The sequence below is a fragment of the Geodermatophilus sp. SYSU D00779 genome (assembly GCF_054050595.1).
On record NZ_JBJGZQ010000002.1, the window covers coordinates 55,842 to 70,441 of the forward strand.

Sequence of the window (14,600 nt, forward strand, 5' to 3'; positions counted from 1 at the left end):
GTCCGCCGGATCCGGGGCGCCGGGCCCGGCACGCGCCGCGCGACTCCCGCAGCCGACCGCCAGCGAGGCCGCCATGCCGACATCGAGGACCGGTCGCTCGACCGGGGTGCGGTCCTGGCAGGATCTGCTCGGCGAGCACTTCGTGGACCTCGACGTCGTCCCCTCCGCCGAGGGGCCGCTCCCCGGCGAGGTGCGCAGCCGGGCGGTGAGGTCGCTGCAGCTGTCGCGGGTGCGGTCGGTCGACCAGCGGGCGGTGCGCACCGCCGGCCTGGCCCGCACCGACCGGCGGCACTACGTGCAGGTCGGTCTGGTCGAGCGGGGCAGCGCCCGGGTGGAGCAGGACGGCCGGGAGTGCTGGCTGCAACCGGGCGACTACGCGCTCTACGAGACCCACCGCCCCTTCTCCTGGGAGCTGCGCGCCGGCACGGGGCCGGCGTGGTCGCTGCTGGTCCTCACCTGGTGCCGGCCCGGCCCGACGTCCCCCGGGCTCACCGCGCGGCGGATGGACGGCTCGTCGGGTCTCACCGGCGTGCTGGGCCGGATGATGACCGACCTGCTGCGCACCCGGGACGTCGTGGGCACCGACCCCGGTGACCGGCTGGCCGGCGAGCTGCTCGAGCTGGTGACCACCGCGGCCGGCGCCGCTCCCCGACCCCCTGCCGGGCCCCCGCGGGGCGACCGGGCCCTGCTGGCCGCCGTCCGGGCGCACGTGGAGGAGCACCTGGCCGACCCCGCGCTGGACCCACGGTCCATCGCGGCGGCCCACTTCGTCTCCGTCCGGCAGCTGCACCGGCTCTTCGCCGGCGAGGCGGAGACGGCGGCCCGCTACGTGCGGCGCCGGCGGCTGGAGCGGGCCCGCGAGGAGCTGGCCCGCAGCGGCGCGCGCGACCTGCCGCTCACCGCCGTCGCCCACCGCTGCGGCTTCGCCGACCCCTCGGTGTTCGGCCGGGCCTTCCGCGCGGCCTACGGCATGACCCCGTCGCGCTACCGGGCGCTGGCCGCCGGCGACTGACGGACGGCGGCGAGGACGCGGGCCGCGGCGCCGTCGACCGGCACCTCCTCGCGCTCCCCCGTCGCCCGGTCGCGCAGCTCCACGACGCCGTCGGCCAGCCCGCGACCCACGGTGACGATGGTGGGCATCCCGAGCAGCTCGGCGTCCTTGAACTTGACCCCGGGCGAGACCTTCGGCCGGTCGTCGTAGAGCACGGTGAGCCCGGCGGCGACCAGCTCCTGGGCGAGGGCCTCCGCGGTCGAGAAGACCGCGGCGTCCTTGCCGGTGGCGACGACGTGCACGTCGGCCGGTGCGACCTCGCGCGGCCAGACCAGGCCCAGCTCGTCGTGGGTGGACTCGGCGATCGCGGCCACGGCCCGGGAGACGCCGATGCCGTAGGAGCCCATGGTGACCGTGACCAGCTTGCCGTTCTCGTCGAGCACCTTCAGGTCGAGCGCCTCGGCGTACTTGCGGCCCAGCTGGAAGATGTGGCCCATCTCCACGCCGCGGGCGAGCTCCAGGGGGCCGGAGCCGTCGGGGGCGGGGTCGCCGGGCAGCACCTCGGCGGCCTCGATGACGCCGTCCCAGGTGAAGTCCCGGCCCGCCACCAGGTCGAAGACGTGCTTGCCCGGCTCGTTGGCGCCGGTGATCCACCGGGTGCCGGTCACCACCCGCGGGTCGACGAGGTAGCGGATGCCCGACGCGCTCTCGGCGCCGAGCACCTGCGGGCCGATGTAGCCCTTGACCAGCTCGGGGTGGCCCTCGAAGTCGGTGAACGGCTCGACCTCGGCCGGCGAGACCTGCGCCTCGAGCCGCTTGGTGTCGACCTCGCGGTCGCCGGGGATGCCGACGACCAACGGCTCGCGGGCGCCGTCGGGGTGCACCAGCGTGACGACGACGTTCTTCAGCGTCGAGGCGGCCGAGTAGCCGGCGTCCGGGAACAGCTGCTGCGCGACCGCGACCAGCGTCTCGATGGTCGGGGTGTCGGGGGTGTCCTCGACGTGGGCCTCGGGCAGCCCCTCGAGCGGGATCGGCTCGGGGACGACGGTGCTGACCGCCTCGACGTTGGCGGCGTACCCCCCGGGCGAGCGGACGAAGGTGTCCTCACCGATCGGGGTCGGGTGCAGGAACTCCTCGCTCCTGGACCCGCCCATGGCCCCCGACATGGCCGAGACGATGACGTACTCCAGGCCCAGCCGGTCGAAGACCCGGACGTAGGCGTCGCGGTGGGCGGCGTAGCTCTTGTCCAGGCCGGCGTCGTCGACGTCGAAGGAGTAGCTGTCCTTCATCGTGAACTCGCGGCCGCGGAAGAGCCCCGCCCGGGGACGCGCCTCGTCCCGGTACTTGGTCTGGATCTGGTACAGCGTGACCGGCAGGTCCTTGTACGACGAGTACAGGTCCTTCACCAGGAGCGTGAACATCTCCTCGTGGGTGGGGCCGAGCAGGTAGTCGGCGCCCCGGCGGTCCTGGAGGCGGAAGAGGTTGGGGCCGTACTCGGTCCAGCGGTTGGTGGCCTCGTAGGGCTCGCGCGGCAGCAGCGCCGGGAAGTGCACCTCCTGCGCGCCCATCCGGTCCATCTCCTCGCGGACGATGCGCTCCACGTTGCGGAACACCCGGTAGCCCAGCGGCAGCCAGGTGAAGCCGCCGGGCGCGGCTCGCCGGATGTACCCGGCCCGCACCAGCAGGCGGTGGCTCGGGACCTCGGCGTCGGCCGGGTCGTCGCGCAGGGTGCGCAGGAAGAGGGTGGACATCCGCAACAGCACGCGACGAGTCTCCCAGGCGCCCGCCGGGCGCCGTCCACGGGTTTGCGCGGTGGCCGGGCGTGCGTCGCACCGGCGCTGCGCTCAGGCGACGACGCGGCCGCGGAGGACGATGCGCCGCGGGCGGGCCAGGGTGTCGAGGTCGGCGCGGGGGTCGGCGTCGTAGACCACCAGGTCGGCCGGCGCCCCCTCCTCGATGCACGGCAGCCCCAGCCACGAGCGCGCCGCCCACGAGGCCGCGGCCAGCGCCGCCTCGGCCGGGATGCCCGCCGCGTGCAGGGCACGCACCTCGTCGGCGATCCGGCCGTGGTCGATGCCGCCCCCGGCGTCGGTGCCGGCGAACACCGGCACCCCGGCCTCGAAGGCGGCCCGCACGACGGCGCCCGACGACGCGTACAGCCGGCGCATCGTGCTCGCGTAGGTGGGGAACCTCCGCTCCCCCTGCGCGGCGAAGTCCGGGAAGTTCTCGACGTTGACCAGCGTCGGGACGACGGCGGTGCCCCGGGCGACCATCTGCCCGATGAGCTCCTCGGTCAGGCCGGTGCCGTGCTCGATGCAGTCGATGCCCGCGCCGACGAGGTCGGGCAGCGCGTCGGTGCCGAAGGTGTGCGCGGTGACCCGGGCGCCCTCCTCGTGCGCGGCGGCCATCGCGGCCGCGAGGACGTCGGCCGGCCACTCGGGCGCGAGGTCGCCCACGCCGCGGTCGATCCAGTCCCCCACGAGCTTCACCCAGCCGTCGCCGCGGCGGGCCTGCGCCCGGACCTCCTCGACCAGCGCGTCCGGCTCGATCTCGGCGGCCAGGCCGGGGATGTAGCGGCGGGTGCGGGCGATGTGCCGGCCGGCGCGGACGATCGTCGGCAGGTCCGGCTCGTCGTCCAGGGCGCGGGTGTCGACCGGGGAGCCGCAGTCCCGCAGCGCCAGGACGCCCGCGGCGCGCTCGGTCAGGGCCTGCTCGCGCAGCCCGGCGAGGTCCTCGACGTGCACTCCCCCCCGACCGATGCCGACGTGGCAGTGGGCGTCGACCAGACCGGGCGCCAGCCAGCCGCCGCGGCTGACCGTCTCGGCGCCGGGCACCGGCTCGAAGGTGACGCGGCCGTCGCGGACCCACAGGTCGCGGTGCTCCCCCTCGGGCAGCACGACGCCGGACAGGTGCAGGGTCGGGGCGGTCACCGGGAGGGCCGCTCGTCCCCGGGCTGGTCGAAGTTGAGCTTGGTGAGGTCGGGCAGGCCCTGCCCCGGGGGCAGCCCGGGCATGCCACCGGGCATCCCACCGCCCGGGAACCCGCCGCCGAAGGGGTTGCCCGCGCCCGGCGGCAGACCGGGCGCACCGACGGGCCGGCGCGCGGGGCCGCCCCCCTTCTTGGCGGCGCTCCCCTTCCCCTTGCCCTTCTTGCCCTTCTTCGACTGGGCCTGCATCTGCCGCCCGCGGGCCTTCTTCGACATCGGGCCCATGCCGGGCAGGCCCATGCTGCCGGCCATCTGGCCCATCATCTTCTGGGCCTGGGCGAAGCGCTCCAGCAGCTGGTTGACCTCGGTGACGGTGACGCCCGAGCCGTTGGCGATGCGCACCCGCCGCGACGAGTTGATGATCTTGGAGTTGACCCGCTCCTCCGGCGTCATCGAGCGGATGATCGCCGCGGTGCGGTCGAGGTCGCGGTCGTCGACCTGCTTGAGCTGCTCCTTCATCTGCCCGGCGCCGGGCAGCATGCCGAGCAGGTTGGCGATCGGGCCCATCTTGCGGATGGCCATCATCTGCTCGAGGAAGTCCTCGAGGGTGAAGCCCTCGCGGCTGACGAGCTTGCCGGCCATCTTCTCGGCCTGCTCGGCGTCGAACGCCTGCTCGGCCTGCTCGATGAGGGTGAGCACGTCGCCCATCCCGAGGATGCGCGAGGCCATCCGCTCGGGGTGGAAGACGTCGAAGTCGGTGAGCTTCTCGCCGGTGGAGGCGAACATGATCGGCTGGCCGGTCACGTAGCGGACCGAGAGCGCCGCACCACCGCGCGCGTCACCGTCGAGCTTGGTGAGGACGACGCCGGTGAAGCCCACGCCGTCGCGGAAGGCCTCCGCGGTGGTGACGGCGTCCTGACCGATCATCGCGTCGACGACGAACAGCGTCTCGTCGGGCCGGACGGCGTCGCGGATGCCGGCGGCCTGCGCCATCAGCTCGGCGTCGATGCCCAGCCGGCCGGCGGTGTCGACCACGACGACGTCGTGCATGGTGCGCCGCGCGTGGTCGACGGAGTCGGCGGCGACGCGGATCGGGTCGCCGATGCCGTTGCCCGGCTCGGGCGCGAAGACGTCGACCCCGGCCTGGCCGGCGACGATGGAGAGCTGGTTGACCGCGTTGGGCCGCTGCAGGTCGGCGGCCACCAGCAGCGGCGTGTGGCCCTGGGCCTTGAGCCAGCGGCCGAGCTTGCCGGCCAGCGTCGTCTTACCGGAGCCCTGCAGACCGGCGAGCATGATGACCGTGGGCGACTGCTTGGCGTAGCGCAGCCGCCGGGTCTCCCCGCCGAGGATCTCGATGAGCTCCTCGTTGACGATCTTGATGACCTGCTGCGCGGGGTTGAGCGCCTGGGACACCTCGGCCCCGCGCGCCCGCTCCTTGACGGCGTTGATGAAGGCCCGCACCACCGGCAGGGCGACGTCGGCCTCGAGCAGCGCGATGCGGATCTCGCGCGCGGTCGCGTCGATGTCGGCGTCGGTCAGCCGGCCCTTGCCGCGCAGGCCGCTGAAGACCTTGTCCAGGCGGTCGGAGAGGGTCTCGAACACAGCACGTCCTCAGCAGTTCTCGCGGGCGCGGCCGGCCGGTCGCTCCGACCGGCTGCTCGGCCTCCGGCGTCCGGGGAGCCCCGGGGCCGTCGCGCCACCTCCCGACCAGCCTAACGAGCCCGGGCCGGGGGACGGCGGGATCGACCGGCCGGACCGCGTTCGGACCGCGGCCGGGACCCCGGAACGGTCCTCCCGCAGGGTCCCGCCGCAGCCCGGGTGACGTGCTGGAACGGCCACCTTCAGGGTCCCGCGCCGAGCCTGCGAGGCGTGGGGGGAGGGTGGTCCTCTCTCAGGCGGCGCGGCGGGCGGGCGCGGCCACGGCGGCCACCGGCGCGGCCGAGAACACCGCCGTCCCGCAGTCGGCGCAGGCCCACTCGGGGCACTCGCCGCCGTCCTCGGTGTGCCCGTCGACGCACGGCGGCTGGACGAACTCCCGGTCCCCGTCGCAGGAGGGGCAGGGCCAGACCCTGCCCTCGGCTGCGGCGACCTCGAAGGACGTGCCGGTCATGCGGTTGCCTCCCTGCCGTCGTCGGCGGGACCGTTCCGTCCCACTCGCCCCTCGACGGTGGCACGGGGGTACGACAGGACCGCGGACCTCAGCGCGGCGTGTCCGCCGGGCCGGTCACCGGGTCGGGCACCGCACCCCGGACGGCGGCGGCCAGGGCGGCCTCCACGCGGACCCGCTGGTCGCTGCTGATCGGCTCCCCCGAGGGGTTGGCGACGTAGAAGTGGTCGGCGGCGTCGGCCCCGAGGGTCTCGATCCGCGCGGAGGTGACGTCGAGGCCCTCGGTCACCAGAGCCGCGGTCAGCCGGTAGAGCAGCCCCGCCCGGTCCCCCGCGCGCACCTCGACGATGCCGGTGGCGTCGCCGGTCACCTCGCCGTTGTGCCAGGACACCCGCGGTGGGGTCCCACGGGCGGCGTCCTGCCGGTAGTCGGCCTCCCGCTGCCGCAGCCGCTCGGCCAGCGGCAGGGTGCCCTCGAGGGCCGCCCGCACGGCGTCGGCCAGGATCGAGGCCACCGGCGCCCGCCCGAACCGCGGCCGGACGGCGAAGACGGCGGTGGCCCGCTCGCCGACGACGTTGACCTTGGCGGCGCGCACGTCGAGCTGGTTGAGCGCCAGCACCCCCGCGAGCTTGCTGAACAGGCCGTGCCCGTCGGGCGCGACGATCGTCACCTGCTGGCCGTCGGCGACGTCCTCCACCCCGACCGAGATGCCGCTGCCGGCGTCGGCCGGGGCGCCGGTGCTCACCTGCGGCTCCCCCGGGTGCAGCACCGGCTCGGGCTCGGGCACCGGGCTGCCGCCCAGCCGCGCCTGCACCCGGGCGACGAGCGCGGCGACCAGGTGCGCCTTCCAGGGCGACCAGGCCGAGGAGCTGGTCGCGGCGCCGTCGGCCTGCGCCAGGGCGTGCAGCAGCTGCAGCAGCGCGGGGTCGTGCCCGATGGTCGCGGCCACCCGGTCGATCGTGGCGGGGTCGTCGATGTCGCGGCGGGTCGCGGTGTCGGGCAGCAGCAGGTGGTGGCGCACCATCGCGGCCAGCGTGGCGACGTCGGCCTCGGCGAAGCCCATGCGGGTGGCGATCCGGGCCGCGATCGGCTCGCCGACCTCGCTGTGGTCGCCGGGCCAGCCCTTGCCGACGTCGTGCAGCAGGGCGCCGACCAGGAGCAGGTCGGGCCGGTCGACGTCGTGGGTGAGCTCCGCGGCGACCGCGGCGGCCTCGACCAGGTGCCGGTCGACGGTGTAGCGGTGCCAGGGGTGGCGCTGCGGCAGCGAGCGGACCCGGTCCCACTCGGGCAGCAGCCGGGACAGCAACCCCTCCTGGTCCAGCTGCTCGAGGACCGCCACCGCGGGCCGCCCGCTGGCCAGCAGCCGCAGGAACGACCAGCGCACCTCCGACGGCCACGGCTCGGGCACCGGCGGGGAGTGCACCGCGAGCACCTTGAGCGTGTACGGGGAGAGCAGCAGGTCCTCGCGCGCGGCGGCGGCCGCGCCGCGCAGCACCAGGCCGGGGTCGGCGGCGGGGCGGGCGTCGCGGGCGAGCACGACCTCGTCACCCTGGCGGACGACGCCCTCGGCCAGCGGTTCGCGGCGGACCCGGCGGTACCGGCCGCGCGGGCGGACCAGCGCGGCCTCCACCCGCCGCCACGTCTCGTCGGCGACGAAGGCCAGCCGGCGCCCGGCCAGGCTCACCTCGCGCAGCAGCTCGTCCTCGTCGGGCAGGCCGAGTGCCACGGCGACCGGGCGCTGCTCCTGGCGGACCAGCACGTCGGCCGGTCGGCCGGTGCGCCGGCGCAGCTCGTCGCGGACGTCGAGCAGGAACGCGTAGGCCTCCTCGGCCTCGGCGCTGGGCTCGTCGGCCAGCTGGGCGGCGGCCACCGCGCGCAGCACCTGCCCCTCGCGCAGCCCGCCGTAGGCCTCCTTGAGGTCGGGCTCGAGGAGGAAGGCCAGCTCCCCGACCAGCCGGGCCCGGCCGCGGCGCAGGTCGCGCAGCTGGGGCAGCAGCCGGGACGCCGACTGCCGCCAGCTGCCGAGGGTGGCGGCGCGCAGGGTCGCCGCGAGTCCGGCGTCCCCGGCGACGAGGCGGGCGTCGAGCAGCCCGAGGCCGGCCTTGACGTCGGTGGAGGCCACGCCGACGGCCTCGGCGACGGTGCGCACCGAGTGGTCCAGGCGCAGTCCGGCGTCCCAGATCGGGTACCAGACGGCGTCGGCGAGGGCGGCGACCTCCGGCCGTCCCTCGTGCACGAGGACCAGGTCGAGGTCGCCGTGCGGCGGGGGCTCGCGGCGGCCGAGGCTCCCGACGGCGACCAGGGCGACGCCGTCGGTGCCCGTGCGCGGGGGCGCGGCGCCGCGGCGCGGCCGGGGCGGCGGGGTGCCCGCGACCGCGGCGTCCAGCAGGCCGGTCAGCCAGGCGTCGAGCACCTCGCTGCGCTCGGCCCGCGGTAGTGCGGGCAGCGCCCCGGTGTCCAGCACGTTCCCCCCTCGCTCCTCTGAGACGTCTCCCGGACGGCGTCGGCCGGGGTGGCAGGCGACCCCGCCACCCCGGCCGGCCGGCCCCGTCCCGAGGCTCACGCCGGGCCTGCGAGACGTGAGGAGGACGGGGTCCTCCTGCTACAGGGCGTCGGCGCCACGCTCACCGGTGCGGACGCGCACGATCTCGTCGATCGTGGTCACCCACACCTTCCCGTCGCCGATCTGGCCGGTGGAGGCCGCCTCGACGATCGCGTCGACGACGCGGGCGGCGTCGATCTCGTCGACGACGACCTCGATGCGGACCTTGGGCACGAAGTCCACCTGGTACTCCGCCCCGCGATAGACCTCCGTGTGGCCCCGCTGGCGACCGAAGCCCTGGACCTCGCTGACGGTGAGCCCGGCGATGCCGATCAGCTCGAGGGCGTTCTTGACGTCGTCGAGCTTGAACGGCTTGACGATGGCGGTGACGAGCTTCACGCCCGGCTCCTCTCGGTGGGAACGGTGACACCCCGGGCCTCAGCGTGCGCCTGGCCACCCAGGGTCGCGCTGCCGCCCCCGCCTCCGAGGGAGGCGAAGTCGTAACCCGTCTCAGCGTGCACGACGCCGTCGATGCCGCTCACCTCGTGCTCCTCGGAGACCCGGAAGCGCATGGTCTTGGCGATGACGACGCCGATCACCATGGTGAGGACGAACGAGTAGCCCAGCACGACGCCGGCGCCCAGCGCCTGCCGCCACAGCTGGTCGAGACCGCCGCCGTAGAAGAGGCCGTCGACGCCGGCCGTGGTGGACGCCGAGGCGAACAGGCCCACCGCGAGGGTGCCCCACAGGCCGCCGACGAGGTGGACGCCGACGACGTCGAGCGAGTCGTCGTAGCCCAGGCGGTACTTCAGGCCCACCGCCAGGGCGCAGACGACACCGGCGACCAGGCCGACGAGGATCGCCCCGAGCGGCGTCACCGACGAGCAGGCCGGTGTGATGGCGACCAGGCCGGCGACGACGCCGGAGGCGGCGCCGAGCGAGGTGGCGTGGCCGTCGCGCAGCTTCTCGATCAGCAGCCAGCCCAGGGCCGCCGCACCCGTGGCGACCAGCGTGGTCACGAAGACCTCGGCGGCCTGCCCGTTGGCGGCCAGCGCCGAGCCGGCGTTGAAGCCGAACCACCCGAACCACAGGATGCCGGCGCCGATCATCACCAGCGGCAGGTTGTGCGGCCGCATCGGGTCGCGCCCGAAGCCGCGCCGCTTGCCCAGCACCAGGGCCAGCGCCAGGCCCGCCGCGCCGGCGTTGATGTGCACCGCGGTGCCGCCGGCGAAGTCGATGGCCAGCAGGTCGTTGGCGATCCAGCCACCGGTCTCGGACTCCGCGCCGTCGAAGGCGAAGACCCAGTGCGCGACCGGGAAGTAGACCAGCGTCGCCCAGACGCCGGCGAAGACCATCCACGGGCCGAAGCGGGCCCGGTCGGCGATGGCACCGGAGATGAGCGCGACGGTGAGGATGGCGAACATCGCCTGGAAGGCGACGAAGGCCATCGAGGGCACCGTGAAGACCAGGTTCTCGGGCTGGAAGCCGCCGTCCAGACCGCTGGTGCCCAGCAGCGAGGAGAGCCCGAAGAACTCCAGCGGGTCGCCCAGCAGGCCGCCGCCGAGGTCGTCGCCGAAGGCCATCGAGTAGCCGTAGAGCACCCAGAGCACGCTGATCAGGGCGAGCGCGCCGAAGCTCATCATCATCATGTTGAGGACGCTCTTCGCGCGGACCATGCCGCCGTAGAAGAGCGCCAGGCCGGGGGTCATGAACAGCACCAGCGCGGCGCTGACCAGGACCCAAGCGGTGTCGCCGGTGTCCACGGCAACCTCCTGACGGATCGGTGCGGCCTGCATCGGGCGCGGGCCGCACGGGGCGGGGGCCGGGACGTCGCGGACGCCCGGGCCGAGGGGCTGAGCGGCACCCCCTCACGGGAGGGGGCGACGTGGCGTTCACGGTGCCGTCGGCACGTTTCGGCGACCGGCGCGCCGCTGTTTCCGGACGGTGAACTCCGGGCCGCGTGTCCGGCTCCCGTGTTCCGTCCGTGTTGCGGGGCCCCTCCCGGGTCCCGTCGCGCCTTGTTGCGACCTGTGTGCAACTGCGAGTCGTGTGCAATAAGGTCGGCCGGAGTCGCCCGCCGCTGGGGGCCGGGCGAGCTCCCGAGGAGGCAGCGTGCACGTACCCGACGGGTTCCTCGACGCCCCGACGTCCGCCGCCACCGCGGCCGTGGCAGCCGGCGGCGTCGCCCTCGCCCTCCGCGGCGCCCGGCGTGAGCTCGACGAGCGCACCGCTCCCCTGGCCGGCCTCACCGCCGCCTTCGTCTTCGCCGTGCAGATGGTCAACTTCCCCGTCGGCGCCGGCACCAGCGGCCACCTGATGGGCGGGCTGCTCGCCGCCGTCCTGGTCGGTCCGTGGACGGCGGTCCTGTGCCTGACCGTGGTCCTGGTGGTGCAGGCGCTGCTGTTCGCCGACGGCGGGCTGACGGCGCTGGGCACCAACGTGACCCTGCTGGGCCTGGTCGCCGTCGCGGTGGGCTGGGGCGTCTTCCGGCTGCTGGCGCGGCTGCTGCCCACGACGCGCGGCGGCGTGCTGACCGCCGCCGGCGTGGGCGCGTTCCTGTCCGTGCCGGTGGCGGCGCTGGTCTTCGTCGGCCTGTTCGCGGTCGGCGGGGTCGCCGACGTGTCCGTGGGCACCGTGGCCGCGGCCATGGGCGGCGTGCACGTGCTCATCGGGCTCGGCGAGGCGGCCATCACCGTGGCGGTCGTCGGCGCGGTCCTGGCCGTCCGCCCCGACCTGGTGTACGGCGCCCGTGCGCTGCGCCGGGCCACCCTGCTGGCCGAGCGGCCTGCGTCGATGCCGGCGGGCGCGCGATGAGCCGCCGGGGCCGCACCCTGTGGGTCGTCGGCCTGGTCGCCGCCCTCGTCGTGGCGGGCGTCGTCAGCTCCTACGCCAGCGCCTCCCCCGACGGGCTGGAGTGGGCGGCCGAGCAGTCCGGCTTCCTGTCCACCGCCGAGGACAGCGCGGCCGCGACCTCGCCGCTGGCCGACTACGGCGTCTCCGGCGTCGACTCCGAGCGCCTCTCCGGTGGGCTGGCCGGGGTCATCGGCGTGCTGGTGACCCTGGTGCTCGCCGGGGGCCTCACCCTCCTGCTGCGCCGCCGCGGCCGGTCCGCCGCGACCGCGGAGGACTGAGGTGACCGCAGTGCACGGCGGCGTCCTGGGCGCGGCCTACCTCGCCGGGTCCAGCCCGGTGCACCGCCTGGAGCCGCACCTCAAGCTCGTCGCCGTCCTCGGCTTCGCGCTGGTCGTCGTGGCCACCCCGGTCCACGCGCCCTGGGCCTGGGCGGCCTACGGCGGGTACCTGGCGCTGGTCCTGCTGGCCGCCGCCGTGGCCGGTGTGCGGCCGGCCCGGCTGGCCCGGGGGCTCGCCATCGAGGTGCCGTTCGTGCTGTTCGCCCTGCTGCTGCCGTTCGTCGCCCAGGGGCCGCGCGTGCAGGTCGCCGGCCTCGCGCTCTCCGAGAGCGGCCTGGTCGCCGCGGGTGGGCTGCTGGCCAAGGCGACGCTGTCGGTGCTCGCCGCCGTCGTCCTCTCGGCGACCACCGAGCCGCGGGCGCTGGTGACCGGGCTCGAGCGGCTGCGGCTGCCCTCGCTGCTCGTGCAGATCCTGATGTTCATGATCCGGTACGCCGACGTGGTCGGCGGCGAGCTGCACCGGATGCGGGTGGCCCGGGAGTCCCGCGGCTTCGTGGGCCGCAACCTCTCGGCGCTGCGGGTGCTGGGGCCGGCAGCGGGCTCGCTGTTCGTCCGCTCCTACGAGCGCGGCGAGCGGGTGCACCTCGCGATGCTGTCCCGCGGCTACACCGGCCGGATACCGGGCGCACCGGCCGCGGCGGTGCCCGTGCAGGCGTGGCTCACCGCCCTCGCCCTCCCGCTGGGTGCGGCCGCCGTCCTGGCGTCTGGTCTGCTGCTCGGGTGACCGGCCCCGCCCCCTCCCTGCTCGTCGAGGACCTCGCCTTCGCCTACCCCGACGGGCACCAGGCGCTCTACGGCGTCGACCTGCGGGTCGAGGGGGGTGAGCGGGTCGCGCTGCTCGGGCCCAACGGTGCCGGCAAGACCACGCTGGTGCTGCACCTCAACGGCATCCTGACCGGCGGTCGCGGCAGCGTGCACGTGGCCGGGCTGCCGGTCGACCGGCGGAACCTGCAGGAGGTCCGGCGGCGGGTCGGCATCGTCTTCCAGGACCCCGACGACCAGCTGTTCATGCCCACCGTCGGCGAGGACGTCGCCTTCGGCCCGCGCAACCTCGGCCTGCCGGAGCCGGAGGTCGCCCGCCGGGTCGCCGAGGCCCTGGGCGCAGTGGGCATGTCCGGCTACGCGGACCGGCCGCCGCACCACCTCTCCTTCGGCCAGCGGCGGCGGGTCGCCGTCGCCACGGTGCTGTCGATGCACCCGGAGGTCCTGGTGCTCGACGAGCCGTCGTCCAACCTCGACCCCGCCGGACGGCGCGAGCTCGCCGAGGTGCTCGAGTCGCTGCCGGTGACGGTGCTGATGGTCACCCACGACCTGCCCTACGCCCTGCAGCTGTGCCCGCGCTCGGTCGTGCTCGACGGCGGTGTGGTGGTCGCCGACGGGCCGACCCGCGAGCTGCTCGCCGACGCCGCCCTGCTGGCCCGCCACCGGCTGGAGCTGCCCTACGGGTTCGATCCGCGCACCGTGCCCTGACCACCCCACCGTCGTGCACGGACCGACCCGGCCCGGCGAGCCTGGTGACGTGCTGGAACGGCCCCTCCAGGGCACCGCCCCGAGCCTGCGAGGGGTGCGGAGGAGGGGGTCCTCCTTCAGTCGGCGCCGCCGACGAGCGCCTCGGCGAACGCCTCCGGCTCGAAGGGCGCCAGGTCGTCGGCGCCCTCCCCCAGGCCGACGAGCTTGACCGGGATGCCGAGCTCGCGCTGCACGGAGACGACGATGCCGCCCTTCGCGGTGCCGTCGAGCTTGGTGAGGACGACGCCGGTGACGGTCACCGCCTCGGTGAACACGCGGGCCTGGACGACGCCGTTCTGGCCGGTCGTGGCGTCGAGGACCAGCAGCACCTCGGTCACCGGCGCCACCTTCTCGACGACCCGCTTGATCTTGCCGAGCTCGTCCATCAGGCCGCCCTTGGTGTGCAGCCGGCCGGCGGTGTCGATCACGACGGTGTCGACCTCGCCCTCGATCCCGGTGCGCGCCGCGTCGAAGGCGACCGACGCCGGGTCGGCCCCCTCGCGGCCGCGCACGGTGAGGACGCCGACCCGCTCGCCCCAGGTCTCCAGCTGGTCGGCCGCGGCGGCGCGGAAGGTGTCGGCGGCACCCAGGACGACGCTCTTGCCGTCACCGACGAGGACGCGGGCGATCTTGCCGACCGTCGTCGTCTTGCCCGCGCCGTTGACCCCCACGACCAGGACGATGCCCGGCCGGCCGTCGTGCCGGTCCACGCCGAGGCTGCGGTCGAGGTCGGGGCCGAGCACGGCCGTCAGCTCCCGGACCAGCAGCCGGCGCAGCTCCGGGCCCGACGCGGTGGCCAGCACCATCGACTGGGTGCGCAGCCGGTCGACGATCTGCTGGGTGGCGGCCACGCCGACGTCGGCGGCCAGCAGCGTCTCCTCGACCTCCTCCCAGTCGTCCTCGGTCAGCCGCTCGCGGGTGAGGACGGTGAGCAGGCCGCGGCCCAGGTTCGACTGCGAGCGGGCCAGCCGGGAGCGCAGCCGCACCAGCCGGCCGGCCGACGGGGGTGGGGTCTCGAAGACCAGGCCGGGCTCGGGGGTGGCCGGGGGCAGCTCGACCTCGGGCGGGGCCTCGGGCGAGACGGCGTCCGGCTCGGCCGTCGTCCCCATCCCGCTGGCCGTCGCCCCCGAGGACCGGGGCGGCGCCTCCGTCGTCGGCGTGGGCGGGCGCGGCCGGGTCAGCGTGGTGCCGGCGGCGGCGTCGTCGTCCAGCCGGGTGGTCCGCCGGCCGCGACCGACGAGCAGGCTGACCCCGAGGACCAGCCCGACGAGCAGGATCGCGATCGCGATCAGCACGAACTCCATGGCCCTCAGTCTCCCAGCACCCGCGTGCGG

The 14,600-nt window shown here is 75.4% G+C and carries 13 protein-coding genes; 5 read left to right on the forward strand and 8 right to left on the reverse strand.

Going from position 1 to position 14,600, the window contains the following annotated elements:
• The first annotated feature begins 73 nt into the window (after positions 1–73).
• Positions 74–1,012: a helix-turn-helix domain-containing protein gene (locus ACI79G_RS01620; protein ID WP_456879090.1), complete on the forward strand. Its 939-nt coding sequence runs from the start codon at positions 74–76 to the stop codon at positions 1,010–1,012.
• Here ACI79G_RS01620 and ACI79G_RS01625 read toward each other — a convergent pair.
• The 7 genes from ACI79G_RS01625 to ACI79G_RS01655 all read right to left on the reverse strand — a co-directional run bounded on the left by ACI79G_RS01625 (position 985) and on the right by ACI79G_RS01655 (position 10,329).
• Positions 985–2,754: a proline--tRNA ligase gene (locus ACI79G_RS01625; protein ID WP_456879091.1), complete on the reverse strand. Its 1,770-nt coding sequence runs from the start codon at positions 2,752–2,754 to the stop codon at positions 985–987. The genes ACI79G_RS01620 and ACI79G_RS01625 overlap by 28 nt on opposite strands.
• 81 nt (positions 2,755–2,835) lie before the next feature.
• Complete coding sequence (locus ACI79G_RS01630) at positions 2,836–3,921, reverse strand: amidohydrolase family protein (protein WP_456879095.1); 1,086 nt, start codon at positions 3,919–3,921, stop codon at positions 2,836–2,838.
• On the reverse strand, positions 3,918–5,519 hold the full coding sequence (gene ffh / locus ACI79G_RS01635) for a signal recognition particle protein (protein WP_456879096.1): 1,602 nt from the start codon (positions 5,517–5,519) through the stop codon (positions 3,918–3,920). The genes ACI79G_RS01630 and ffh overlap by 4 nt, the downstream gene beginning before the upstream one ends.
• Before the next feature lie 289 nt (positions 5,520–5,808).
• The gene (locus tag ACI79G_RS01640) at positions 5,809–6,027 is read right to left on the reverse strand and encodes a hypothetical protein (protein WP_456879098.1); all 219 of its coding nucleotides are present in this window, start codon (positions 6,025–6,027) and stop codon (positions 5,809–5,811) included.
• 88 nt (positions 6,028–6,115) lie between these two features.
• The gene (locus ACI79G_RS01645; protein ID WP_456879099.1) at positions 6,116–8,488 is read right to left on the reverse strand and encodes a [protein-PII] uridylyltransferase; all 2,373 of its coding nucleotides are present in this window, start codon (positions 8,486–8,488) and stop codon (positions 6,116–6,118) included.
• 138 nt (positions 8,489–8,626) lie between these two features.
• Complete coding sequence (locus ACI79G_RS01650) at positions 8,627–8,965, reverse strand: P-II family nitrogen regulator (protein WP_091212422.1); 339 nt, start codon at positions 8,963–8,965, stop codon at positions 8,627–8,629.
• Positions 8,962–10,329 (reverse strand): ammonium transporter, encoded by a 1,368-nt coding sequence (locus ACI79G_RS01655; RefSeq protein WP_456879101.1) that lies wholly within the window; start codon positions 10,327–10,329, stop codon positions 8,962–8,964. The genes ACI79G_RS01650 and ACI79G_RS01655 overlap by 4 nt, the downstream gene beginning before the upstream one ends.
• Before the next feature lie 349 nt (positions 10,330–10,678).
• Here ACI79G_RS01655 and ACI79G_RS01660 point away from each other — a divergent pair, with 349 nt between their 5' ends.
• Genes ACI79G_RS01660 through ACI79G_RS01675 form a run of 4 tightly spaced genes read left to right on the forward strand, consistent with a single transcriptional unit; the run spans position 10,679 to position 13,227 of the window.
• Positions 10,679–11,380 carry an energy-coupling factor ABC transporter permease gene (locus tag ACI79G_RS01660; RefSeq protein ID WP_456879103.1) on the forward strand — a complete coding sequence of 234 codons (702 nt, stop codon included), beginning with the start codon at positions 10,679–10,681 and terminating at the stop codon, positions 11,378–11,380.
• A complete protein-coding gene (locus ACI79G_RS01665; RefSeq protein ID WP_456879105.1) occupies positions 11,377–11,697 on the forward strand; it encodes a PDGLE domain-containing protein in 321 nt (106 codons plus the stop codon). Before ACI79G_RS01660 ends, ACI79G_RS01665 begins: the two co-directional genes overlap by 4 nt.
• A gap of 1 nt (position 11,698) precedes the next feature.
• Complete coding sequence (cbiQ, locus tag ACI79G_RS01670) at positions 11,699–12,481, forward strand: cobalt ECF transporter T component CbiQ (RefSeq protein ID WP_456879107.1); 783 nt, start codon at positions 11,699–11,701, stop codon at positions 12,479–12,481.
• The gene (locus tag ACI79G_RS01675) at positions 12,478–13,227 is read left to right on the forward strand and encodes an energy-coupling factor ABC transporter ATP-binding protein (protein WP_456879109.1); all 750 of its coding nucleotides are present in this window, start codon (positions 12,478–12,480) and stop codon (positions 13,225–13,227) included. Before cbiQ ends, ACI79G_RS01675 begins: the two co-directional genes overlap by 4 nt.
• Positions 13,228–13,343: 116 nt before the next feature.
• On the opposite strand, the gene ftsY is transcribed toward ACI79G_RS01675, so the two are convergent.
• Positions 13,344–14,570 (reverse strand): signal recognition particle-docking protein FtsY, encoded by a 1,227-nt coding sequence (gene ftsY / locus ACI79G_RS01680; protein WP_456879113.1) that lies wholly within the window; start codon positions 14,568–14,570, stop codon positions 13,344–13,346.
• Positions 14,571–14,600 lie beyond the last annotated feature (30 nt).